This window comes from Olivibacter sp. CPCC 100613 (assembly GCF_036959255.1).
In the GTDB taxonomy this organism is placed as follows: Bacteria; Bacteroidota; Bacteroidia; order Sphingobacteriales; family Sphingobacteriaceae; genus Olivibacter.
In genome coordinates this window covers 464552-489562 of sequence record NZ_JAWMTI010000003.1, presented here as the reverse complement: position 1 = coordinate 489562, position 25011 = coordinate 464552, and the positions used below count along the sequence as shown (strand labels likewise).

At 41.5% G+C, this 25011-nt stretch carries 15 protein-coding genes; 14 read left to right on the top strand and 1 reads right to left on the bottom strand.

The genetic code is table 11. The features are described 5' to 3' along the window. Positions 1 to 75 precede the first annotated feature (75 nt). Entirely contained in the window at positions 76 to 306 is a 231-nt protein-coding gene (locus RYH73_RS13060) for a hypothetical protein (protein ID WP_335313878.1), read from the bottom strand. Between the two features lie 515 nt (positions 307 to 821). Here RYH73_RS13060 and RYH73_RS13055 point away from each other — a divergent pair. The 14 genes from RYH73_RS13055 (at position 822) to RYH73_RS12990 (ending at position 24931) form a co-directional block, all read left to right on the top strand. Then, positions 822 to 4094 carry a SusC/RagA family TonB-linked outer membrane protein gene (locus RYH73_RS13055; RefSeq protein WP_335313877.1) on the top strand — a complete coding sequence of 1091 codons (3273 nt, stop codon included), beginning with the start codon at positions 822 to 824 and terminating at the stop codon, positions 4092 to 4094. A 19-nt stretch (positions 4095 to 4113) separates the two neighbouring features. Then, on the top strand, positions 4114 to 5778 hold the full coding sequence (locus RYH73_RS13050) for a RagB/SusD family nutrient uptake outer membrane protein (protein WP_335313876.1): 1665 nt from the start codon (positions 4114 to 4116) through the stop codon (positions 5776 to 5778). A 64-nt stretch (positions 5779 to 5842) separates the two neighbouring features. Continuing rightward, entirely contained in the window at positions 5843 to 6802 is a 960-nt protein-coding gene (locus tag RYH73_RS13045) for a sugar phosphate isomerase/epimerase family protein (protein WP_335313875.1), read from the top strand. A 378-nt stretch (positions 6803 to 7180) separates the two neighbouring features. Further along, the gene (locus tag RYH73_RS13040; protein WP_335313874.1) at positions 7181 to 8452 is read left to right on the top strand and encodes a Gfo/Idh/MocA family oxidoreductase; all 1272 of its coding nucleotides are present in this window, start codon (positions 7181 to 7183) and stop codon (positions 8450 to 8452) included. Between the two features lie 34 nt (positions 8453 to 8486). Continuing rightward, positions 8487 to 11882, top strand: coding sequence for a DUF1080 domain-containing protein (locus RYH73_RS13035; RefSeq protein ID WP_335313873.1), 3396 nt, complete (start codon positions 8487 to 8489; stop codon positions 11880 to 11882). A gap of 1109 nt (positions 11883 to 12991) precedes the next feature. Then, entirely contained in the window at positions 12992 to 13576 is a 585-nt protein-coding gene (locus tag RYH73_RS13030) for an RNA polymerase sigma factor (protein ID WP_335313872.1), read from the top strand. A 116-nt stretch (positions 13577 to 13692) separates the two neighbouring features. Next, positions 13693 to 14721 (top strand): FecR family protein, encoded by a 1029-nt coding sequence (locus RYH73_RS13025; RefSeq protein ID WP_335313871.1) that lies wholly within the window; start codon positions 13693 to 13695, stop codon positions 14719 to 14721. 174 nt (positions 14722 to 14895) lie between these two features. Further along, a complete protein-coding gene (locus RYH73_RS13020; RefSeq protein WP_335313870.1) occupies positions 14896 to 18282 on the top strand; it encodes a SusC/RagA family TonB-linked outer membrane protein in 3387 nt (1128 codons plus the stop codon). Positions 18283 to 18302: 20 nt separating this feature from the next. Then, a complete protein-coding gene (locus tag RYH73_RS13015) occupies positions 18303 to 19850 on the top strand; it encodes a SusD/RagB family nutrient-binding outer membrane lipoprotein (RefSeq protein ID WP_335313869.1) in 1548 nt (515 codons plus the stop codon). Positions 19851 to 19864: 14 nt separating this feature from the next. Continuing rightward, complete coding sequence (locus RYH73_RS13010; protein ID WP_335313868.1) at positions 19865 to 21124, top strand: amidohydrolase/deacetylase family metallohydrolase; 1260 nt, start codon at positions 19865 to 19867, stop codon at positions 21122 to 21124. A gap of 40 nt (positions 21125 to 21164) precedes the next feature. Next, complete coding sequence (locus tag RYH73_RS13005; protein WP_335313867.1) at positions 21165 to 21620, top strand: RidA family protein; 456 nt, start codon at positions 21165 to 21167, stop codon at positions 21618 to 21620. Beyond that, on the top strand, positions 21613 to 22557 hold the full coding sequence (locus tag RYH73_RS13000; RefSeq protein ID WP_335313866.1) for an RraA family protein: 945 nt from the start codon (positions 21613 to 21615) through the stop codon (positions 22555 to 22557). Before RYH73_RS13005 ends, RYH73_RS13000 begins: the two co-directional genes overlap by 8 nt. A 24-nt stretch (positions 22558 to 22581) precedes the next feature. Then, positions 22582 to 23703 carry a bile acid:sodium symporter family protein gene (locus RYH73_RS12995; protein WP_335313865.1) on the top strand — a complete coding sequence of 374 codons (1122 nt, stop codon included), beginning with the start codon at positions 22582 to 22584 and terminating at the stop codon, positions 23701 to 23703. Between the two features lie 10 nt (positions 23704 to 23713). Beyond that, positions 23714 to 24931, top strand: coding sequence for an aminotransferase class V-fold PLP-dependent enzyme (locus RYH73_RS12990; protein WP_335313864.1), 1218 nt, complete (start codon positions 23714 to 23716; stop codon positions 24929 to 24931). Positions 24932 to 25011: the final 80 nt, after the last annotated feature.

The window sequence follows — 25011 nt, the reverse complement described above, 5'->3', positions numbered from 1 at the left end:
GGCTTTTAGGGAACGGTATAAAGCCATCCTAAAAATAGATATGATAGCCTTATACCGAAATTTTTTGACAACTTGTTAGTCAATGCAATAGCAATCGTGAAAATAACCATCAGAACATACGTCCGTATAGTGATAGCCACTACAATCGGCAATTTTTTTATACTCGAAATCATCGAAATTACATTTAATGAAGCAACGTTGGTCACCTCCGCTTCCACCACTACCATTACCACCCGTGATCTCTTTCAATTGTTCTCGTGTTAAAATCTCGCCAAACTGGGGAAGATTTAATTTTAGCTTTTGCATGATAAAAGAATTAAAGTTTAAAACGTTATTGATAGATTCTTAGATGTTATTGCGCTATTGGTTCAAATATAGTAAAATATTGTTTTAAAGACCGCGGTATTTTATCTTTTTTCTTGGAGAAAATTTGCTCTTAAGATCACTTAAATTTCTTGCTATTAAGTAAAAAGCGATTTGTCTTGCATGCGATAATAAAATCGCTATATTTGTTTTCGTCAGATTCTACTGATTTAACCAATTATGCCTGGTATTAGCTACGGGATAAAGCAATGGTGAAAAGTTCGTGAGGGCTTTTGCTGATTGTTCAACAAAAAATTTACGATAGGGATTCAAAGGAAATAGATCTATTTCCTCAGTGAGTTACTATGCTTCAAAATCCCTATTGAGTGCGTTTGAATCGTGTTAATTATCATAATTACATGTTTATTTATAAGTTTCAAGAAAGGAGGTCAAAACGTAACAAAACGTCCGTACTAAAACTCAATTCAAACATTTTATCACTTATAAGCTAAAACCGTATGAACAGAACACATTTAAGATCCCGTACCTTTAAATGGATCTGCTTAAGCATCTCATTGCTATGCTGTCTATTTAATTTTTCATTCGTTATCGCGCGTAATCACGCGTTTAATCGGCCACAAGATTTTGTGATTAAAGGAATTGTAAATGATAATGCCGAACCGCCTAATCCGATCCCGGGCGTGAGCATTCGTGTAAAGGGGAGTAGTAGAGCAACCGCAACCGATGCGAATGGCACTTTTACCCTGTCTGTCAAAAAAGAGGACATATTGGTCTTTACCTCCGTTGGCTATCAAACGCGAGAAATTGTCATTAGTAACCAAACAAGTTTGAATGTCACACTCAATCAAGACTTAAATACCTTGGAAGAAGTGGTGTTAACAGGTTATTCGACACAAGTTAAAAAGGATATCACAGGAGCTGTTTCCGTTGTGGATGTGAAGGAACTTACCAAAGTGCAGGCACCCAATGTGGCGCAACAACTGCAAGGAAGAGCCGCAGGTGTTACCGTAACCAACAACAGTACACCAGGAGGTGAAGCCACCGTTCGGGTTCGGGGTTTCAGTACAATCAATAACAATGACCCACTTTATATTATTGACGGTGTTCCCACAAAAGGAGGGCTAAATAGCATTAATCCGAACAATATCGAATCAATGCAAGTATTGAAGGACGCCTCTTCCACCTCCATCTATGGATCGCGGGCCGCCAATGGGGTTATTATTATTACAACCAAAAAAGGAAGCACGGGCGATTCCAGGATAACATTTGATACGCGAGTAGGTGTACAAACGGGGCATGTTAACCTAGGGTTGATCAGGGATCCGTTGCAGTTTGGTCAACTGCTATGGACGCAACGTCGGAATGCAGGGATCTTGACCAATGGCAACCCATCGCATCAACAATATGGCAATGGTCCGAATCCGGTTGTACCCGATTATATCCTGGCTGGTTCCAACTATGGTTTATTTGAAGGAGATCCTCGGGTAGACCCTTCTTTATATAGCTATGATGCAGATAATTTCTACCAAATCGTCCGAGCCAACAAAGAAGGTACCGATTGGTACAAGGAAATACTTCGACCCGCCCTTGTACAAGAATACAATCTTGGTGCTACAGGGGGCTCTGATAAAGGTCGCTACGCCTTATCACTCAATTATCTAAATCAAGAAGGTGTACTTGAACACACCTCGTTCGACCGATATTCACTCCGCTCCAATACCGAATTTAATATCAAGAAAATTATTCGTTTAGGGGAAAATTTAGAGGTGAGTTATACGCAGAATAAAGGATACTATTATAACAATGGAACGGCAAGCACTACCAATAACCAAGATGGTAATCCTATTGGGAATGCGTATCGAATTCCATCTATTATACCGGTTTATGATATCATGGGGAATTATGCTGCGACGAGAGCTGCCGGCTTAGGGCCGGCTACGAATCCGGTTGCACAGCTTTATCGCACAAAAGACAATCAGGCAAAAACACTCAGGGCTTTCGGTAATGTTTTCGCAGAAGTAGATATCATTGAAGGGCTCACCGGACGAACAAGTGTTGGCTTTGATTACACCAACACCAATCGGGTGAACTACGTACTGATGGATCGAGAAGAAGCGGAAATTGAGGCGGCAAACTCCATGACCAAGGCCAATATCAATGATATTAATTTGACGTGGACCAATACATTGAATTATAAGAAGGTTTTTAATGAAATCCATAGTTTGAATATTTTGGCAGGCACAGAAGCGATAAAAGGATTTGGTGAGGATTTTTCAGCGATCCGAACAACCTATTTTTCAGAAGATCCGGATTTTATGGACCTTAATTCCGGTACAGCGGGGATTAACAATAGCGGCAGTCGGTACGAATGGGCTTTATTCTCCTTATTCGGAAAAGTAAATTACAGTCTTAAGGATAAATATTTATTAGAAGCCACGGTAAGAAGGGACGGTTCTAGTCGATTTGGAAGTAATAATCGCTATGGGACATTCCCCGCCTTTAGTGGTGGTTGGCGAATTTCACAGGAAAGCTTCTTATCGGGTTTGAAATGGTTGGATAATTTGATGATTCGCGCAGGTTGGGGCCAAACCGGTAATCAAGAAATCGGGAATTATAATGGATTTAATACTTATCGTTCTACACTCAATGAATCCTCTTACGCCATTGACGGATCGAACAATGCCGTAAAACCTGGTTTTGATACAGGTGCTTTCGGAAATCCTGACGCGAAATGGGAAACAACAACGCAAACGAATATAGGATTGGATATGACGATCTTAAACGGAATGCTGGGCTTTAATTTGGATGTTTATAACCGAACGACATCAGATATGCTCTACCAATTGGCATTACCTGCAACACAAGGAACCGCTACGGTGCCATTTGTTAACGTGGGCGAAATGAATAATAAGGGGATTGATTTTGCGGTAAATTTCCAAAATCGTAGCCATAATGATTTCACTTACGGAGTTAGTGCTAACATCTCGGCCTACAAGAACAAGGTTGTTAAATTAAACAGCAATGAATCTGCTATATTGCTAGGCCCCAATATTCGTAGCTATGTTTGGACACGGTCCACCATTGGACAACCCCTATATTCTTTTTATGGTCATGTGATTGATGGAATTTATCAGAATGAGGATGATTTAGCAAATGGGCCAGCTTATCCCGGTTATGCTGCGGTGGGTAAATATAAATATCGGGATTTAGACGGAGACCATGTGATCACCGATAATGATCGCACATTTATAGGGAATCCGCACCCAGACTTTACATATGGGCTGAATATTAATCTAGGCTATAAGAACTTTGATCTATCTGCTTTTTTTCAGGGAGTTCAAGGAAATGATATCTTAAATATGGTAAAACGTTGGGTTGACTTCAATAATCAAGCGGGCAACCGCAGTTTGCGGATGCTAAATGATTCATGGACACCAGATAATCCTGATGCCGTATTACCTATATTAGATGCCAATGACAGTCGAAGTCAACAACCCTCATCCTATTTTATCGAAAATGGATCTTATTTCCGCTTAAAGAATTTGACGCTCGGTTATACCTTACCAGCAGGAATGCTGCAAAAGTTGGGTTTGCAAAGTGCCCGGATTTATGTGCAGGGGCAAAATTTGTTTACCATTACGGATTATTCCGGTATCGATCCAGAGATCACCTCAGTGGGGTCAACACCGGGAAGCACGACATTGGGTGTTGACCAGGGAAATTACCCGCTGGCTAAAACATATCAATTGGGAATAAATGTAGGATTCTAAGCAAATAAAAAAATGTATTATGAAAAGATTAAATTTATTGATATATACATCATTCATTCTTTTTCTCGTTCAGGGTTGCGGTAAGAGTTTCTTAGAAAAGAAGCCACTAGGATTAGCTGATGAAGAACTATTAGCTACAAAATCCGGTGTTGACGGAGTTTTGATCGGTGCTTACAGTTTGTTAGACGGTGTGGGGTCAGGATATACATTCACCTCGTCGGCGAGTAATTGGATTTATGGTTCGGTGGCGTCGGACGATGCATATAAAGGAAGTGATGTGGGGGATCAGGCACAAATAACAACCATAGAACGTTATGTTAGTCAACCCGACATTGCCGCTTTTAATGAGAAGTGGATTACCGTGTACGACGGTGTATCACGTGCAAATGATGTATTAAAGTTGATTAAGCGAACCACCGACATGACGGAAGAGGAGGTAGCACAGGCTACCGCTGAGGCGAGATTTTTACGTGCCTGGTATCATTTTGAGGCAAAGAAAATGTGGAACATGGTGCCTTACGTCGATGAAAATGTGACCGACTTTTTTAATTTACCAAACGATCAGGATATCTGGCCTATGATCGAGGCCGATTTACAATTTGCAGTGGAGAATTTGTCGCCCAACAAGAAAGAGGTAGGAAGGGCAAGTCAATGGACAGCAAAAGCCGTACTGGCTAAAATTCATATGTTTCAGCAAGACTATGAGGCTGCCAGACCCTTGTTGGATGATATTATAAATAATGGACCTTTTGAATTAGTTGCCAATTTTCATGATAATTTCCGGGTGGCGACTGAGAACAATGTGGAATCTATCTTAGAAGTTCAAATGTCCGTTGGTGATGGCGGAAATGGGCAGAATGGTTTCTGGGGCGATAATTTGAATTTTCCTTATGGTTCGGGGCCTGGCGGTTGCTGTGGTTTTTTTCAACCTTCCCAAAATTTAGTAAATGCTTTTAAAACCGATGAAAACGGTTTGCCATTATTAACTAATTTTAACGAGGTAGATGTTAAAAATGACGAGGGGTTGGCATCTTCTGATCCTTTCGAACCTTATACAGGTAATTTGGACCCTCGTTTAGATTGGACAGTGGGTAGACGCGGCATTCCTTTTCTTAACTGGGGCGTTCATCCTGGCAGAAATTGGATACGTGATCAAAGTTTTGCAGGCCCGTATACATTCAAAAAATTCTTTGCCGCAGATGGAGATAATGCAGGTGCAGAATCACCCAGGGCGAATTCAAATAATTATCGGGCCTTAAGATATGCAGAAGTATTATTATTACGGGCCGAAATTGCTGTTGAGGATGGCGATTTGGCAAAGGCACTTGAATTGGTGAATCAAATTAGGCGACGAGCGGCAAATGAAGTTGTAACAACAGATAATGGCGCACCTGCAGCAACCTATGTTATAAAAGAATACCCTTCATTTCCAAACCAGGATTATGCACGTCAAGCTGTTCGATTTGAAAGAAGGCTTGAGCTAGCTTTAGAAGGGCATCGCTTTTTTGACTTGGTGCGCTGGAATATTGCTGCCGAAACATTAAATACGTATCTTGAAAAAGAGAAGCAGAAAAGAACGTATTTACAGGGTGCTAGTTTTACTGCTGGAAAAAATGAATACTTTCCCATTCCGCAAACACAGATTGATATCATGGGCGCGGATGTTTTAAAACAAAATCAATAAAAGTTTTTTTTACTGATGAGAGGCTGTTTATAGAAGCAGGCCTCTCATTTTTAAACCAAAAATCATGATAAAAAATAGGCATACACATCAAGAGAGAAGAAATTTTTTAAAGAAGGCTTCGATGGCTGGACTAGCGACATTTATGGGCCCTTATGCCCCAACTAAATCAATGATCCAGGAATCGGGCGGTATTAAACGTAACCCCATGAGCGTTTCTACTTATTCTTATTGGCATTTTAAACAGAAAAAATTTCCGATTGAACAAGTCATAGAACAGGCTGCGAAGTTAGGCTTTGATGGTGTAGAAATATTACACCGGCAAATGGAAAGCGAATCGATTGGTTACATGAATAAATTGAAACGTCTTGCTTTCGAAAGTGGTTTGGCATTGCCCATGTTATCTATTCACCAGGATTTTGTATCACCTGATAACGAAGAGCGAAAAAAACACATCGCCCATACCAAACATTGTATTGACCTTGCTGTGCAAATGGGTATTCCCTGTGTTCGATTAAACTCGGGTAGATGGAATACGGCAGGAACTTTTGATGAGTTAATGGCCGTGAAGGGAAAAGAAGTTCCGTTAGAAGGTTATACAGACGATGATGCATTCAAATGGGTGATTGATGCTACGGGAGAATGTCTGGTAAAAGCAGAACAAGAAGGTGTCATCTTAGCCATTGAGAACCATTGGGGTCTTACAACACAAGTAGATGGATTGTTGCGAATATACAATGCGCTAAAAAATTCACCGGCAATGGGGTTGAATCTGGATACCGGGAATTTTGCCGGTGATCCATATAGTCAATTTGAGCAGTTAGCTCCTTATGCAACGATTGTTCAAGCAAAGACATATTATGGAGGAGGAGAATGGTATACATTAGATTTAGATTACCAACGTATCGCTGACATACTACGCCGAACGAACTTTAAAGGGTATATTTCCTTGGAAATGGAAGGAAAGGAAGATCCCTTAACGGCTGTTCCGAAAAGCTTGGCAGTTTTACGAAAGGCTTTTTATTAACGCAACCGTTTGCGTGACGAATAAAATTGGTAATCCTATGAATTTATTATTAAATTGACAGCCATTATGGTCGGACATGATCGTTTTATTGATTGACAGCCTCGACATTTCGCTAGATCGATACGTCGTATTATGAACCATCTAGCTTTTTATTGGTGCAATAAATCGTATCCTTGATTTATCGGATAAGCGGAGCTTTGTTCAAACTAATCTCCGTTAATCGGTCTGATAATTTAATAAAAGACAAGTTAAAAATTTCCTTGAACGCGAAGAATATCATAACGAATAGTCAATACTTGAAACAATAAATCGAATGGATTTTCTTGAGATCAAATTTGTTTTTGAAAGAGAATTCCTGAAACCAAAATTAGAGCACAAATGAAAGAAAAAAGTACCTCGAGAAGGGATTTTATCAAAAAGTCTGCCTTAGCAGCGGCAGCATTTAGCATCGTCCCGCGGTTTGTACTGGGAGGACAAGGATATTTGGCCCCGAGTGACCATTTAACAAAAGGTATTATCGGTGTTGGCGCTATGGGACGCGGTCACTTTTCTTATGCCGGAACCAAGACAGTTGCTATCTGTGATGTCGATACACGACATTTGGCTATTGCAATGAAACAGCTGAATGACACAGGAGTCAAACAGCTTTCCGACTTTCGCGAATTGATCCAACTTCCGGAAGTTGATATCGTTCACATCGCCACACCTCCTCATTGGCATGGTATCATGGCAGCGGAAGCCGCCAGAGCGGGTAAAGATATCTGGTGCGAAAAACCCATGACACGCACAATAGGCGAAGGAAAACGAGTGAAAGAGGCTGTGCAGCAGCATGGAAGAATTTTTAGATTAAACACCTGGTTTAGGTTTAAGGATAACTTTTACGGAATGGCCGTTCCGGTAAAGAAGATAAAAAAACTAGTGAATTCGGGTATGCTTGGTTGGCCACTCAAAGTTACGGTTAGCAGGCATACGGGTTTTGATTGGAAATTTTATTGGGTTGGAAAAGAAAACCTGGTACCCGAGCAGGTACCTAGTGAACTGAATTACGATATGTGGTTGGGACCTGCCCAGTATAAACCCTATAATGCCCATCGCGTACATCAAACCTTCCGTGGTTATTGGGACTATGACGGAGGTGGTTTAGGCGATATGGGCCAACATTACTTAGATCCGATACAATATTTTTTGGGTAAAGATAATGAAAGCCCTGTCTCTGTTGAAGTAGATGCACCGCAACAGCATAGCGATGCCGTTGGTACCTGGAGGCGGATTGAATATACTTATGCTGATGGATGCAAAATTATTTTAGATGGTGAAGGGAAAGACAAAGACGTACCTTATATTGATGGCCCGAATGGGAAGTTATACCCCGGGTTTAAATCAGATATTCCGGATATGGAACGCAAGCTCGCCACTTATCCCGAACCGGAGGAGCAAGTAGTTGATTTCGTTGAAGCCGTGAAAAAGAGACAGAAATTTGCTTTAAACGAAGATAATGGTTATCGTTCTTGTACCTTGGTGAATATGGGCTTGGCATCGGTTAGGTTGGGAAGATCGTTAAAATTTGATCCCGAAAAGCAGCTGTTCGTTGACGACGAAGCCGCGAATCGTCTTATTGATCAGCCCATGCGTGGGCCATGGACCATCTAACATAAATTAATTATCACGAACTATTAAAACCAATATGAAGAATTATATATATGCCTCCATTCTTGCTTTCATGCTCGCCCATCCACCGGCTTCCGCACAGCAAGATGATCGGCGTACTACCACTACTAAGATCGCCGATTTGTTGGCGACACAGCCTGCTCCGAATGCTGATAAACTTCAAGCAGCAATGGCGCAACTCGATCAATTTACTGCTGATGATATCAGCACCCTACTTTTACAGCTAAAGCCGCAAGGAGAAGACAATGCTAAGATTGAATATGCAACGAACAGTTATTCCTATTTTGTTATGCAAAATGGAAAAGAGTCGATGCGCTCCAAATTTGTACAAGGAGCATTAGCCGCTTTAGAAAAGCTGCAGGATAAAAACAATAAAGGATATGTTCTGAACCTGCTTACGAATGCTGGAAAAGACGAGGCTGTAGCTGCTGTTTCAGCTTATCTTCAAGATGAGTATCTAGGTGACCGTGCCGCACGTACGTTAGCGCGAATTCGCACTGGTGAAGCGGGAAAAGCCCTTAGTGCTGCGCTACCTTCCGCAAAAGGCAGAAACATAACCTACATACTCGAAGCCATAGGGGATGCGGATTATGTGCCGGCAGCATCTGCCATCGCACCCTTTGCCGGCTCCGAAGAACTGAATGTTAGAAAAACAGCCTTGTACGCATTAGCAAAATTGGCCGACCCTTCTTCAGAAGAACTATTAAAGGCATCGGCGGAAAAAGTTAGCTTCGGTTACGACGAATCAAAAGCGACCGCTTCCTATATTAATTATGCAAACAACTTACTTGTTAAAGGGAATAGGGAATTGGCCGAAAAAGTGGCAAAAACTTTGTTGAAAGTAGACGATGCACATACCCCCACGCGTATTGCGGGACTGAATATTTTAACACACATATACGGAGAGGAATATGTGCCTGATTTAGTAAAGGCATCCAGGGATGAGAATAAAGCGTATAGTATTGCCGCCTTAAAATTAGCACAACCTTATTTAAAAGGCACGTCCATTGAGAAGTGGGGTAAAGTGAGTAAAAAGACGACTCCGGAGACACAGGCTGCCATTATAAAAGCGCTAGCTGACACAAAAGAGGAAGATGCGCTTCCCTTTGTTGAGAAAGCGCTAAAAAGTGATGATACACTTGTTAAGATAACGGCGATTAAGGCTTACGGAAAACTAAAAGAAGTAGCTGGAACATCGGAGTTATTGAAGTTGTTGGCCACTTCTAAGGATAGTGAAAGAGAAGCGGTTAAAGAGGCTTTTTTCACCATGAATGGCGAAGGATTGACCAATCAATTGATTACGCCCTTGGCAACTGCGACGCCGACTGATCAGATCACTATTATGCAAGTACTGGCCAATAGGGGCGCAAATGAAAGCTTTTCTGCTGTAACGGCCTTGTTGAAAAGCACTGAACCAAGTGTAAAAGAAGCGGCTTATGGTGCCTTACCTGCCATCGCTAGATCTGAAAACCTGACTGTATTAACCTCTTTGTTATCAGCAACAACCAATGAAAAAGAAGTCCGGTCGGTGCAGCAGGCAATCGTTGCTGCCGTTCAGGGAAGTCAGCAAAAAGAGCAAGATATACAATCTTTATTGACAAGCTATCAGTCGGCAAGTCCAAACGAAAAGGCGCTTTATTTAAATGTTTTCTCAGGAATAGGAGAGGGGAAGGCTTTGCAGCCGGTGCTTGAAGTACTTAATGGAAATGACGCGAAGCTGAAAGCCGCTGCTATTGAAGCACTCGCCAACTGGAACGATAATGGTGCCTTACCCGAGCTGGTAAAATTGAGCCGCGTAACGAATGATGCAAAACAATTGGATCAAATTTTAAGCGGTATCGTACGCCTAACGACGCAAAGTGACTTTCCTGCAGAGCAAAAGGTGTTGCTTTTACGTGATGCCATGGGGGTTGCACAAAGCGTTCAACAAAAAAGAATAATATTAGGTGCACTGAGTAACAACTTTACCTATAATGCACTCATTTTTGCTGGGAAGTATTTGGACGATCCCGATTTGAAATCCGCTGCCGCCATGGCCGTATTGAATATCGCTTTATCAAATCCTAGTCTCTATGGTGAAGAGGTAAGTGTTATTTTGGCTAAAACAGTAGATGCACTAAGTGGACAAGACAGTGATTATTTAAAGCAAGCCTTAATTAAACACATCAATGAATTGCCGAAAGGGCGAGGCTTTGTGTCACTTTTTAACGGAAAAGATTTAACCGGTTGGAAGGGCCTGGTAGAAAATCCCGTTAAACGTGCAAAAATGACAGCCAAAGAACTGTCCGGTGCGCAGCAAAAGGCCGATGAATCTATGCGGAGTGGTTGGTATGTGAAAGACGGAGTCCTTTACTTTAAGGGTAAAGGTGATAATATCGCCACCATGAAGCAGTATGGTGATTTTGAAATGCTAGTGGATTGGAAATTGAGCCCCATAGGTAAAGAAGGTGATGCCGGTATTTATCTACGTGGAACACCACAAGTTCAGATTTGGGATACATCAAGGGTAAATGTCGGCGCCCAGGTAGGTTCCGGCGGTCTCTATAACAACCAGCAGAACGAAAGTAAACCCCTTAAAGTAGCGGATAATGCATTGGGTGAGTGGAATACCTTTCGTATTATTATGAAGGGGGAAAGGGTTACGGTATACCTTAATGGTCAGCTAGTAACCAAGGAGGTTCCATTAGAAAACTATTGGGATAGAAATCAACCGATTTTTCCAGTAGAGCAAATTGAACTGCAAGCACATGGTACAGAAGTTGCTTATCGCGATATCTATATCAAAGAGATGCCCAGAAAAGAGGTGTTCACGTTAAGCAAGGAAGAAAAAACAGCTGGTTTTGCTGTTTTATTCGATGGTTCAAACTTAGATCACTGGACCGGAAATACAAGCGCTTATACCATCAGTGATGAAGGAACATTAGCGTGCTATCCTGTGAAGGATTCCGGTGGAAACTTGTATTCAAAAGAAGAATTCAGCGATTTTATCTATCGCTTTAGCTTTCGATTGACACCCGGTGCAAATAATGGTATTGGTATCAGAGCACCTTTAGAAGGTGATGCGGCCTATAAAGGCATAGAAATACAAGTGTTGGACAATGAGGCTGCTATATATAAAGATCTCAAGAAATATCAATATCATGGGTCCGTGTACGGTGTAATTCCCGCTAAGAGAGGTTTCCTTAAACCGATGGGCGAATGGAATGACGAAGAAATCTACGTGAAAGGGAATAAGATTAAGGTGACCTTGAATGGAACGGTTATCTTAGATGGAGATATCGCTGAGGCTTCAAAAAATGGTACCCTCGATGGACGTGATCATCCTGGCCTTAAACGGAAATCCGGCCATTTTGGGTTTTTAGGACATGGATCAGAAGTACATTTTAAGAATATACGCGTGAAACGACTGTAGCTAGTCGGTTATTAGCTATCAGTTACTCATTATTCATTACTCGTTCGTTCTGTGTTATTATTTATCTGTGTGACGTATAAATAATGATTCGTAAAACAAATCCTTCCGCTGGTTGTTTTATCAATAAGGTTTAGGTTGGATAAAAGCAGAAAGCCCGACGTTCCCAAGCGTTTGGGCTTTTTGCATTTTTTAATGTCCAGATCAGGACTAGTGTCATCTGTCATGAATGACTCGTAAAAAATGTGGAATTATTTATCTAGCTACAGGGAATTCGCCTTTGGCCTACAGATGAAGGCGTATATATTGAAAGAACGTTTATTTTTGTCACTTTCTTCCGCAGACCACGATTAGCTTGAATGCCATTGAAAACTAACAAATGATGAAAAAAGTAACCAAAACCGACCGTAGGGAGCTCATGAGCGCCAAAATGGACAAAACGCGAATAAACTCGTCACTTGGAACTTTGCTTTAAACGGTAGTGCATCAACATGCAAACCGCAAATTTCCTATGCGACATTTTCCAAAGCCAACGGTTAATGCTTTTAACCGTACGTATCATTTCTTCAGCTCTAAATATAGCCCTGTGCCTAGGTTAAACGGCCTTGGAGGATACCGAAGCAACGAGTAGCGAAGTATTTGCACGCTTGTTCATCTTGCAATACCCAAGCGGATTGAGGAAGTGAGACGGCTCCAATACGTGCCATGAATGCTTTGCCATCAGATGCAAGGTAGCCTACACCGCCTTGATTTATTTACTTTTGCTTGTTTTCAAAGGTGTGCATGAACTCATCACTACGTTCTTCGGTTTTGGTTCTCTTTTCATCCAAGGAAAAGAACATATATTAAATGAAAAATTAGCAAAAATAAAACTTCTTTTTTAAAGAGATTTCCCTAATCTAGCTAAAGTAATTTGCATTTAAACAGCAATTTATCTAAGTTTGTTAAACTCATTTTATAGTCTTCCAAAAAATAATACGCTGACCAATTATTTATCATATATAAGCGTTGCGGGACCTTCGTGTTTAATAGAAAATAATGTAAGTAAATATCATTGACTTCATATGGGAGCATGGTGACGTAACGGAATTTTTATGGTTTAAAGCTTGATTATGAAAGATTTAAAAAAGTTTTCAGATGAAGAACTTTTCCATGCCTGTATAGAGGGAAGCGAATCATCCTTTGAAGAGCTATATAATCGTTATTGGTATAAATTGTATACCGAAGCCATCAGGCGAATAAGAAAAGCCGAATTAGCGGAAGAAATTGTCCAGGATTTATTTACGAGTATATGGCTCAATCGGAAAAAAATACAAATCCACAGCTCAGTAGCGGCCTATTTATTTACTTCTGTACGATACTTGGTAATAAGTTCTTTGCAAAAAGAAATCGTACGGAAAAATTATAGAGAGTTTTATAAAGGCCATTTTAAAGACTTCGACAATTCAACCGAAAAACGAATAGCTTTTAACGAATTGCAAGATCAGATAGAAAATCATGTTCGATTATTGCCCGACCGTTGCCGTTATATCTATGAGTTAAGCAGAAAGGAATTTAAGAGTAATAAGGAAATAGCTGATTTATTGGGAATATCTGAAAAAACAGTTGAGAATCAGCTGACTAAGGCGCTTAGCAGGTTGAAAGTGGCGATGAAGCTTTATTCGTTTCATCTTTTATTGCTGTATTATTTATGTTAGGTCGCAGTTAAGCTTATAGCATAAAAAAATATTTTTTTTACAACAGCGTAGGGGATGGCGGAGTTTGAAACGACTATACAATTGGAAGCTATTATAAATAAAAGATATACTATAAAATGAAGAGCGAAATTTCCGAGGCTTTACTAAAGAAATACCTTGACAAAAGATGTAGTGCAGAGGAAGCAAAGCTGGTTGAGGAATGGTATGAGACGATGGGAAACTCATTATCTGCTGAGGAATTCGACCAGATACGGGAAAATAAGCTTTTGAAAGCACGAATGTTGCAGAACATTAAAACGAGAAGCGGCCTTTCTTACATAACGAACGAAGATGGGGAGCTCATTACGAAGAGCTTAGGTGGAAGGAGCCAAATGTTTAAAATTTGGGTAGCCGCTGCAACGATTGTGTTGACTGCTTTTACCTGGTTTTTACTAAGTGGACGGTTGGAGAACTTTTTCCGAGCGGATTCAATGGTGTTGGTTAAAAACGAAAATAGAACCATTTTGAAGCATCAATTGCCGGACGGTAGTGTAATTTGGTTGGCACCGCAATCGTCTTTGCAATATACGAATACCTTTAATAGCAATCTTCGAGAGGTGACGATGCGGGGTGATGTATTTTTTGAGATAGCAAAAGACCCAAATAGACCTTTCCTTATCAATAGTGGCGAGCTACGAACAAAAGTTCTCGGGACAAGCTTCCGAATAAGGAGCGGAGGGAGTAGGGAAGAAGAAGTATCGGTTGTGACGGGCATGGTGGCAGTTAGCCGTATCGATGAAAATGTCAGTATAACTGAAAAGATAAAAGGTAAGCAAGAAATTCTACTGGTAGCCGATCAAAAAGTACGCTTTAACAAGAATGAGGCCTATCTGATAAAAACGAAAGAAGCACCCCGGTCATCTGTAAAGATGTGGAAGAAAAGAAGTATGTCCTTTGAAGATAAACCGCTCAAAGACATTGCCCGCCTGCTGGATAGTACGTTCAATGTGCAAATCAATTTTCAGGAAAAGAAACTCGAAAATTATACGTTAACAGCCGATTTTAATCAGCTCAACTTAATTTCTATCATGGAAATAATCAGTCAATCGCTCAACCTTCAATATGAGATTTCCGGAGATCGCATCAGGTTGATTAAGAATAAATAACCTATCATCGCATTAATTACTACCCATATGAAAACTTAGCAAATCACAATTAACTTATAATTAATAATTAAGCTTTATTAAGACAGTGGCTGTATTTTAGATTAAAAAACATCAAATATAAGCAACTGTACCGGGCGCTATTTGCCTATATTTTAACCATCAAACAGCAATTATATGAGAATCAACCTTAGGACATTCATAGCGAATAGGTCCTGTTTATTTGGGCTATTGGTTGTGCTTACGATTCATGTTCCTACGTTTGCAAAGCAACCCGAAAACACATTGGACCTTTCTAAACGCATTAACCTCACCATAAAGGGACAGGATCTACTGCAGGTTTTAAAACTGATAGAGGAAAAAGCTGCCATCAAATTTATTTATAGTAAACAAATTATCGATTTAACACAACGCGTATCCATAGAAGCCCGTCAGGAATCATTACAGAAAGTGTTTGATCAGCTGTTTACATCGAAGAACATCCAGTACAAAATTATTGAGAACCGGATCGTGTTGGGCAGGCCCGCAGCGAATCTTCATCAAGAGATAGAGGTAAAAGGGCTCGTAACGGATGCACAGGGACAGGGGATTCCAGGTGTTAGCGTTCGTTTAAAGGGAAGTACGAAAGGAACAGTAACAGCAGCAGATGGAGCTTATATTTTAAAGGCAGCGGGAAGCGGTGAACTAGAATTTAGTTATATGGGTTACGTAACCCAAACGGTAGCAATCAACAGTCGTAATGTCGTAAATGTACAGTTAGTAGAAGATAATCAGGCATTAAATGAGGTAGTCGTTACCGCATTGGGTATTTCACGTGAAAAAAAGGCTTTAGCGTATTCGGTGGCTGAAGTTGGTGGGGATCAATTAACGCAAGCTAAAGAAGTGAACGTTGCTAATGCGCTGGTAGGAAAGGTTGCAGGGGTAGATGTTTCGGGGATGTCAACAGGCCCAGGCGGTTCAAGTCGTGTGATTATACGGGGTAATGGATCGCTGAGTGGAAATAATCAACCCTTATATGTCATCAATGGAATGCCAATGGACAATTCGACACCAGGGGGCAATACAAGTTCTACCGGCATGGGATGGAATGTCGATCGAGGCGACGGTATTGCCGGCATTAATCCGGACGATATTGAGAGTATTAGTGTTTTAAAAGGGGGGCCGGCATCTGCCTTGTATGGATCACGTGCAGCTAATGGTGTGGTCTTGATTACGACCAAGAAAGGAGTTGCTCAAAAAGGACTGGGAATAGAATTTAACAGTTCCTCTACATTTGAACGTCCATCAATGTATCCCGAATGGCAGTATGAATATGGCCAAGGTATTGATGGGCGTAAACCGGCTACTCAGGAAGAAGCCATTGCAACTGGCAGGTTGTCTTATGGTGCACGGATGGATGGGCAACCCACTGTCCAATTTGATGGCGTTGAAAGACCCTATTCACCGGCTAAGAATAACCCACAACAATTTTATGAAACCGGCCAGACATATATTAACTCATTGGCTTTGACCGGGGGAAACGAAGATTTGCGCTATCGGGCCAGTGTTTCCAATACGGATGCGCAGGCACTCCTTCCGAACTCTACCTATAAAAGGTGGACTACCAATTTATCGGTGAATGCTAATATCGGGAAAAAATTGCATTTAGAGGCGGTATCCCAATTCAATTATGACGAGGGAAAAAATCGTCCTAAAGTTGGTTATGCGAATGATAACCCTTCCTGGGCGGTATATATGTTAGCCAATACGGTAGATATTATGTCGCTATATCCGGGATACGATGCGAATTTTAATGAAGTGCGCTGGAATCCGGTAGCGGAAGCTCCTAACTCGTGGTTTGTGGTCAATCGATATCAGAACAATGATCATAAAAATCGTTATATCATGCAAGGGAGCTTGCAATATGATATCATGGATGGTCTTTTTATTAAAGGTAGCGCCAGTCGGGATTATTACAACTCTTCTGCTGAATATGTTCAGCCTACGGGAACTGCATTCCGTCCGTTAGGGTCCTATCAAAATATGGCGGCCACCTCTTCTGAAACGAACTATATGTTGAATCTGAACTATAATAAGAGCTTTCAGGATTTTAGTGTTTCGGCTATGTTAGGAGGAAATATACAACGAAATGTATATGATTTAACAACTATCGAGGGAAGTGAATTTACGGTACCTTATTTTTATAGTTATACCAATCTGAATATTCTCACGACGACACCTTTATATCAAAAAACAGGTATTAATTCGATTTTCGGATCGGCTGATGTAGGTTATAAAGGCTTGGCCTATTTAACCTTTACGGGTCGCCAAGATTGGTTTTCGACATTGAGTCCGCAAAACAACCATATTTTTTACCCATCTGTAGGAGGAACCTTTGTGGTATCGGAGGCTTGGACGATGCCAAAAGCCGTAAGCGGTTTAAAGCTTCGTGGATCATGGGCGCAAGTAGGAGGCGCTACACCTACCGCTTATATACTCAATGAGAGTTATCGAATGGTTCAAGGAGGCCACAACGGTCGCCCGGTTCAGGAACTGACTTCAGATTTGGTAAACAATCCTGATTTGAGGCCATTGACCTCTACGACCTACGAATTTGGTGTAGATGCACAATTTCTAGACGGTCGTCTTGGTGCTGACTTAACCTATTATAATCGTAAGACAACAGATGATATTGTAGAATCTAATATATCTCAAGCCTCTGGTTATAACCGTGCCTTGTTAAATGTGGGTGCCTTGAACAACAAAGGTATTGAAATGATGCTTAGTGGCAATCCTATAAAAAAGGAAAATTTTAACTGGGATATTAGTTACAACATGTCTTACAATAAAAGCGAAATCCGGCAATTAGCAGAGGGTTTAGATGCTATTGTAGTGGGGGACGGTGTTGGAGGAGGAAGTATCCGCAATGTAATAGGTAGGCCTTATGGAACGATATGGGGTTATAGAAAGCTAACGAATGAAGAAGGCCAGGTTGTTTATAATTCGGCCAGCGGTTATGCGATGAGAGGACCATTGGAGGAGATTGGTCAAGGTGTTTCACCTCTAATTATGGGGCTTAATAATACGTTCCGATATAAAAATTTCTCTTTGAATGTGCTGATTGATGGTAAGTTCGGTGGCACAGTTTATTCGAATCTGTATCAGTACGCTTACCGTTTTGGCTTACCGGAGGAAACGCTTCCTGGTCGTGAAACTGGCTTGACCGTGACAGGTGTAGATGAAAATGGCAATCCGTTTAGTAAAACGTGGGCACCGGAAGATATTGATACCTATTACGATAATGACAAAAATTACACCTCGATGTTTATGTTTGATAATGATTTTGTGAAACTGAGACAGGTTGTTCTTACCTACAATTTACCAATTGAGAAACTTAAATGGACCAAATTACAAAGTGCCAGTATCTCACTAACCGGCCGTAACCTTTTAATACTATACAAGGATAAGCGGAACAAATATTTTGATCCGGAGTCGAGCTATTCCAATGGAAATGCACAAGGACTGGAAGCCTTTGGTATTCCGCGTACCCGGAGTTTTGGTGTTAATCTTATCGTGAAATTCTAACCGCTTAACTATTTGAAGATATGAAAAGTCTTTTTCAATACATTTTCTCCGGTTTATTTCTTCTGACCCTTGCTTCTTGCGATAAAGGCTTTGAAGAAATGAATGTGAATCCCAATGCTTCGGAGACAGTTGTGCCTGAGTACATGTTTACAAAAGCCTTATTAGATGGCGTTAGTACTAATTATGTTGGTGCTGCTTATTTAACGATTGGAGGTTCTATGCAACAAACGGCAACCTATAAGGAGGTTCCCGCTGCTGGTGATAAATATTTTAACGAAACATATTCTTATACTAGTTGGGAGGCCTATTCAACTTCAGTGATTGAGATTAAGAAAGTGATCGACGTTGTGCGTGAAGATCCTGAGAATATAAACTTGTTATCTATTGCCAGGATATGGCGTGCTTTTATCTTTCACCGTTTGACAGATCTGTACGGAGATATTCCCTATACTGAAGCCGGTTTTGCTTCTGAAAATCAGAATTATACACCCAAATATGATGAGCAGTCTGCTATTTATACCGATCTCCTAAAGGAACTGGAAGAATCTGCCAACGCATTGGATGCATCCAAATCGACTTTTGGAGACGGTGATTTAATTTACAGTGGGAATATTACCAAATGGAAACAGTTTGCGTATTCGCTGATGTTGCGTCTTGGAATGCGTTTGACCAATATTGATGCGAGTCTTGCCGAAAGTTGGGTAAAAAAGGCAATTGCGGGAGGTGTGGTATTGAATAATGCGGATGTAGCAAGTATTCAGTACGTAGATGCTTCGCAGGTTGCACAGCGTAATTTTATTGCTACAAGTTTATTGAATACCGATTATCTTGATCCGCAAAATGTGGATAATATTGAAGGGGGGAAATTAGCGAAAACCTTTATTGACTACCTAAAGAATACGAACGACCCACGTTTGAACAAAATTGCCGTGGTATGGGTTCGAAACGCAACAGGAACTTATGTGGCCGATACGACGGCAGCCTTGCAAGAAGGCATGCCAAATGCACGCTATAATTCTTTTCCAAGCAATTTTGCCGTATTTTCTGAACCTAATCCGAATACAATACTTCGCTTTGACTCACCGCATTTAGTGCTTACAAATGCCGAAATGTATTTATTATTGACAGAAGCTGCTTTGCGAGGATGGTACAGTGCCAACCCTGCTGAAACGTACCAGGCAGCAGTGCGTGCCGGAATGGCTCAATGGTCTTTATGGGGAGCCTACGGACAGATTAGCGATGCGAAAGTTGATTATTACCTGTCAAAAAACCCATTTAACAATGGCGGTAGTTTTGATGAGAAATTAGAGCAAATTTATACGCAACTGTGGGTATCGCTATTCTTACAAGACGAGTACGAGATTTTTGCCAACTGGAGAAGAACAGGCTATCCGCAATTGACACCAACCAATTATCCCGGAAACTTAACTGGGGGGACGATTCCGCGGCGTTTTGTCGTGCCCCTTACCGAAGAAAGTTATAATAGAGAGAACTTCAGGGAAGCGATGCAAAGGCAGGGGGGGACCAACGCCTTAACAAGTCGTGTATGGTGGGATCCCGCGAACTAATTAGCAAAGATATTATGTACAGAAAAGTTATACTTTTTGCCATGCTAACGCTGTTTAACACAGCCTTGTGGGCACAAGAGTACACGATACTCATAAAAGGTGGCCATGTAATTGACCCGAAGAATGGAATTAACGAAGTAATGGATATCGCCATTGCCGATGGCAAGATCGCCAAGGTAGCCAAAGAAATTCAGGCGAAAGCACAGCAAGTCGTTCATGCAGAAGGTTTATATGTTACACCGGGCTTGATTGATATCCATACCCATCATTTTTTTGGAACGGAACCAAATAGTTACCTCAGGAATAGCTTTACCGCTATTCCACCGGACGGCTTTACTTTTCGTAATGGTGTTACCACGGTTGTAGATGCAGGAAGTCCGGGATGGAGAAACTTTCAAATTTATAAAGATCAAACCATAGATCATGCTAAAACAAGGGTACTTGCATTCTTGAACATTATTGGTGAAGGAATGCGTGGAGGTGCTTACGAACAAGATTTAAACGATACAGACCCGAAGATGGCCGCCTTAGTTGCTAGACAATTCCGTCCTTATATCGTTGGGTTTAAGATTGCGCATTTTGAAGGACCTGATTGGACCATCGTTGACCATGCCGTAGAAGCGGGGAAGCAGGCTGGCGATTTACCGGTGATGGTCGATTTCGGTGGCAGTATGCCGCCTTTGCCCTTAGAAGAATTGCTGCTGAACCATTTGCGGAAAGGCGATATTTTGACCCACTGTTTTGCGCAGATCCAAGGGCGAGAGTCAATCGTCGATCCCACCACAAAAAAAGTGAAATCCTTTGCATGGAAGGCGCGAGAGGAAGGGCGGTACTTTGATGTAGGCTATGGTGGTATCAGTTTTTCTTTCAGCCAGGCTATTCCGGCCGTTAAAGAAGGCTTTTACCCAGATGCGATCAGTACCGATATCCATACAGGGAGTATGAATAATGCCATGAAAGATATGCTGAGTGTGATGTCTAAATGTTTGGTAATGGGCATGCGCTTAGAACAAGTAATTGCGGCAAGCACCTGGCAGCCGGCACAAATGATAAAAAGGCCCGAGCTGGGCAGCTTAAGCATCGGTATGGAAGCTGATATTGCCATTTTAGGTGTACGCGAAGGAACTTTCGGGTATTTTGACTACACCGGCTATAAGGTGAAGGGAGATCAGAAACTGGAATGTGAAATGACCGTGCGAGGAGGAGAAATTGTTTACGATCTGAATGGCATCAGCGATCCCATTGTTCTCGCTAAAAAACGAACAGAACATTAACAAAAACCATATAACAGTTTAACAATCAAATTTATTCATTATGAAAACAGAAAGAAGATCAGTCATTAAAAGACTGTTTGCCTCGATGGTAGGTTTGTTGGGTGCCAATGCAATTGCCCAAGCAGGAAGCAATTCAACCGTAAAGGAAACCTTTAATGTAACAAAACAAGACGAGGTGCCTTTATTCTCCGGATCCACCAAGTATAATGGCTTGGTATTCGTCGCCGGCAAGGGTGCGCATTTTGATGGTGATATAAAAGCACATACAGACCATGTACTTAAGGAGCTTGAAGCGGAATTAAAAAAGGCTGGATCATCGATGGAAAAGGTGTTGAAGGTAAATGTTTATTTAGCGGACTTAGGTGATTATAAAGCGATGAACGAGGTGTATCAGGGACGGTTTGGTAGTAAACCACCTGTGCGGACGACGGTAGCAACTTATGGAGGTGTACCAGGCGATTCACTGGTGGAAATGGATTGTATAGCCTATGTTTAACGTGAATGAGCGGTGCTGTAGAAGAGCGTTCATCGTTCTCTGTGTGTTACTCTTCTTCGCAATCGGTAGTGAAGCCCAGCAACTATCAAAAGAAGAGCTTCACTTTCTTACCGCATCCTGGAAAGGCGAGCGTTACAGCGATGGGCGTCCTAAAATACCTGACACACTTCTTTTGCGTGCAGAACGTATTGGTTTTGATGATGCCTGGACGATCCTAAGAAATGCGGGTTATTATAACCAATATGCGGATGGCTGGAAGACAGTTCATGAAAATGGAGTATTTGCGGGGCGCGCTGTGACAGCAGCTTACATGCCAAAAAGGCCTGATGTAGAAGATGCTGTGCTAAAACGAGGCCATGAGAAAGGCTTTCAGGGAAATACCAATGCTTGGCCTATTGAACTGTTGCAGAAAGGAGATGTTTACGTTGCAGACGGTTTTGGAAAGGTGGAAGGAGGAACGTTGATCGGACAAACCCTGGGAACAACCATCTTTCAACGCACGGGAAAAGGGGTTGTTTTTGACGGTGGTGCGCGTGATTTTGATGGTCTGGCCGATATCAAAGGTTTTAATGCTTTTGTACGTGATTTCCATCCATCTTTTTTAGAAGAGTCGATGTTAATGGGACTTAACACACCAATACGTATCGGTAGTGCGATCGTGTTACCCGGCGACTTAGTCTTGTGTAATAAAGAAGGTGTCCTTTTTATACCTGCCCATTTAGCCGAACAGGTTGTCGTCACCGCCGAATTTATCCAACTGCGAGACGCTTTCGGAAAGGAGCGAATTCAAGAAGGGAAGTACAGTGTAGGACAGATTGATAACCAATGGGATGACCCTATAAAAATCGATTTTTTAAGCTGGTTAAAGGGACAGAAAGAGGAAGTGAAGCTAACGAAGAAACAGCTAGATCAATTAATGGAAAAAAGAACCTGGTGAGCATTATAAACTTAACTTATTGATATGAGGCAATTTTCATTTTACAAAGTTATTCTGCTAATGGCAATAGTAGCCGCTTTGTTGAGTATATGGGCTTATTCGACCGCACGACAAAGCATATGGGCTCCAAGTCTTATCATTTGTTTATTGTCGACTGCCATCTCTTTCCGTGCTACTAAATCTTTACGCGGATATGCTTATTCGATGATGATATTTGCTATGGTAGCCACTGCGCTATGTTATCCGCAATACTTTGTAAGCGTTAAGGGTTTTCCATTGGCAGAGTTGATAACACCGTTAATCCAAGTGATTATGTTTGGCATGGGAACGTCTATGAGTGTACAGGATTTTGTAGGCGTCATTAAACATCCAAAAGGTGTATTTATTGGTGTGGTTAGCCACTTTATTATTATGCCCTGTGTAGGCTTTTTACTAGCCAATGCCAGCGGATTTTCTCCGGAAATAGCCGCGGGAATAATTTTGATCGGTTGTTCGCCAAATGGAATGGCCTCAAATGTAATGTCTTATATGGCGAAGGCAAATCTGCCATTATCTATCACCATAACAGCGGTATCTACACTATTATCACCATTGGTGACACCGATGCTTATGAAAATGCTCGCCGGTGCGTTCGTAGAAATTCACCTACTCGACATGATGTGGGATATTCTGAAAATGGTTATCCTTCCTATAGGTGCAGGCCTATTATTCAACAGATTATTCCATGGCAAAGTAAAGTGGTTGGACGACTTTATGCCCAAGATCTCGATGGCTGGTATTGCCATTATTATCGCCATCATTACGGCCGCTGGCAGAGATAGTTTATTAACCATTGGTCCGCAGTTGCTTTTACTGGTCTTAATACACAATCTAACAGGGTATTTCTTAGGTTACAGTTGTGGCAGACTCTTCCGTATGTCTGAACGTGATTGTCGAACGATGGCAATTGAAGTAGGTATGCAGAATGGGGGATTGGCTTCCGGTATTGCAAAGGAGATGGGGAAATTAGCCACTGTAGGATTGGCACCTGCCATTTTCGGTCCCTTAATGAACATCACGGGCTCGTTATTGGCTTCCTATTGGCAACACAAGCCATTACCTAATTCAGATGTTGACCCGGAAACCCTAGCTGAGGTAAAAAATTAAAAAAATTATCATGAGAAGAAGAGAACTATTAAAATATTTGTCCATGTTGCCTGCAGGTGGATTAATTACACCTTACGTTGATGTCAATCAACTTTTATGGACAGGAAAGCAGCGCGCAGGTCGCGAGTTGTTCAAAGAATTGGGGGTACGGACTTTTATCAATGCTGCCGGTACTTATACGGCGATGACAGGCTCGTTAATGCGTCCCGAAGTATTAGAAGCCATTAACTACAGTGCACAAGATTTCTGTATGTTAGACGAGTTGCAGGACAAAGTCGGTGAAAAAATTGCGGAATTGGTGCATGCGGAATCTGCCGTTGTAACAGCGGGCTGTTTCTCTGCCATGACCCTAGGGCTTGCAGGCATATTAACAGGCATAGATGAAGAAAAGGCGACACAATTGCCCCATTTACAAGGAACTAATATGAAATCAGAAGTGATCTGTCAAAAAGGGCATGAAATTGTTTACACCCATGCACTCAAAAACACCGGTTGCAATATTGTCATGGTAGAGACACGTGAAGAGCTTGAACAAGCAATCAATGAAAGGACGGCCCTTATGTTTTTTCTTAATGTACAAGCAGATCGTGGTCAGATTATGCACAAAGAGTGGGTGGCTATTGCTAAGAAACATGGTGTTCCGACAATGATCGACATAGCGGCCGATGTACCTCCTGTTTCTAATTTGTGGAAATTTCATGAAATGGGATTTGATTTGGTATGTGTATCAGGAGGAAAAGCTATTCGCGGACCACAAAGTGCCGGTTTGCTCATGGGAAAAAAGAATTTTGTGCAAGCTGCCAGATTACACATGCCTCCTCGCGGTTTTAACATTGGCCGTGGAATGAAAGTCAATAAAGAAGAGGTATTGGGAATGTACGTTGCCTTGGAGAAATTTGTGCATCTTGATCACCAACGAGAATGGGAATTGCAAAAACAGCAGGTTGACTTGATTGCCATGGCAGCAAAGACCGTTGACGGTGTTACCACTGAAATAAAAACGCCTCCCTTGGGAAATGTGACACCAACTTTGCATATTCATTGGAATCCGGAAAAAGTTAAGATTTCAGGAAAGGAATTGCAGCAACGCTTGCGGGCCGGAAATCCGTCGATAGAAATAGGTGGAGCAGAAGATAAATCGCTGGTTTTAACGGCATGGATGTTAAAACCAGGCCAGGAAAAAGTAGTAGCCAAACGGCTACGAGAAGAACTTTCGACTGTGGTTTAGTCGAGAGAAGTGTTGCTTAAAGGGCATAAGCAACAGGATAATTTGGTTGAAAGTCCGGCATATGCTATGCCGGACTTTTT

Bases quoted from the DNA above. Each gene is read 5' to 3' on its own strand.
- RYH73_RS13060 (WP_335313878.1), bottom strand. From the start codon at position 306: ATGCAAAAGCTAAAATTAAATCTTCCCCAGTTTGGCGAGATTTTAACA.
- RYH73_RS13055 (WP_335313877.1), top strand. From the start codon at position 822: ATGAACAGAACACATTTAAGATCCCGTACCTTTAAATGGATCTGCTTA.
- RYH73_RS13050 (WP_335313876.1), top strand. From the start codon at position 4,114: ATGAAAAGATTAAATTTATTGATATATACATCATTCATTCTTTTTCTC.
- RYH73_RS13045 (WP_335313875.1), top strand. From the start codon at position 5,843: ATGATAAAAAATAGGCATACACATCAAGAGAGAAGAAATTTTTTAAAG.
- RYH73_RS13040 (WP_335313874.1), top strand. From the start codon at position 7,181: ATGAAAGAAAAAAGTACCTCGAGAAGGGATTTTATCAAAAAGTCTGCC.
- RYH73_RS13035 (WP_335313873.1), top strand. From the start codon at position 8,487: ATGAAGAATTATATATATGCCTCCATTCTTGCTTTCATGCTCGCCCAT.
- RYH73_RS13030 (WP_335313872.1), top strand. From the start codon at position 12,992: ATGAAAGATTTAAAAAAGTTTTCAGATGAAGAACTTTTCCATGCCTGT.
- RYH73_RS13025 (WP_335313871.1), top strand. From the start codon at position 13,693: ATGAAGAGCGAAATTTCCGAGGCTTTACTAAAGAAATACCTTGACAAA.
- RYH73_RS13020 (WP_335313870.1), top strand. From the start codon at position 14,896: ATGAGAATCAACCTTAGGACATTCATAGCGAATAGGTCCTGTTTATTT.
- RYH73_RS13015 (WP_335313869.1), top strand. From the start codon at position 18,303: ATGAAAAGTCTTTTTCAATACATTTTCTCCGGTTTATTTCTTCTGACC.
- RYH73_RS13010 (WP_335313868.1), top strand. From the start codon at position 19,865: ATGTACAGAAAAGTTATACTTTTTGCCATGCTAACGCTGTTTAACACA.
- RYH73_RS13005 (WP_335313867.1), top strand. From the start codon at position 21,165: ATGAAAACAGAAAGAAGATCAGTCATTAAAAGACTGTTTGCCTCGATG.
- RYH73_RS13000 (WP_335313866.1), top strand. From the start codon at position 21,613: ATGTTTAACGTGAATGAGCGGTGCTGTAGAAGAGCGTTCATCGTTCTC.
- RYH73_RS12995 (WP_335313865.1), top strand. From the start codon at position 22,582: ATGAGGCAATTTTCATTTTACAAAGTTATTCTGCTAATGGCAATAGTA.
- RYH73_RS12990 (WP_335313864.1), top strand. From the start codon at position 23,714: ATGAGAAGAAGAGAACTATTAAAATATTTGTCCATGTTGCCTGCAGGT.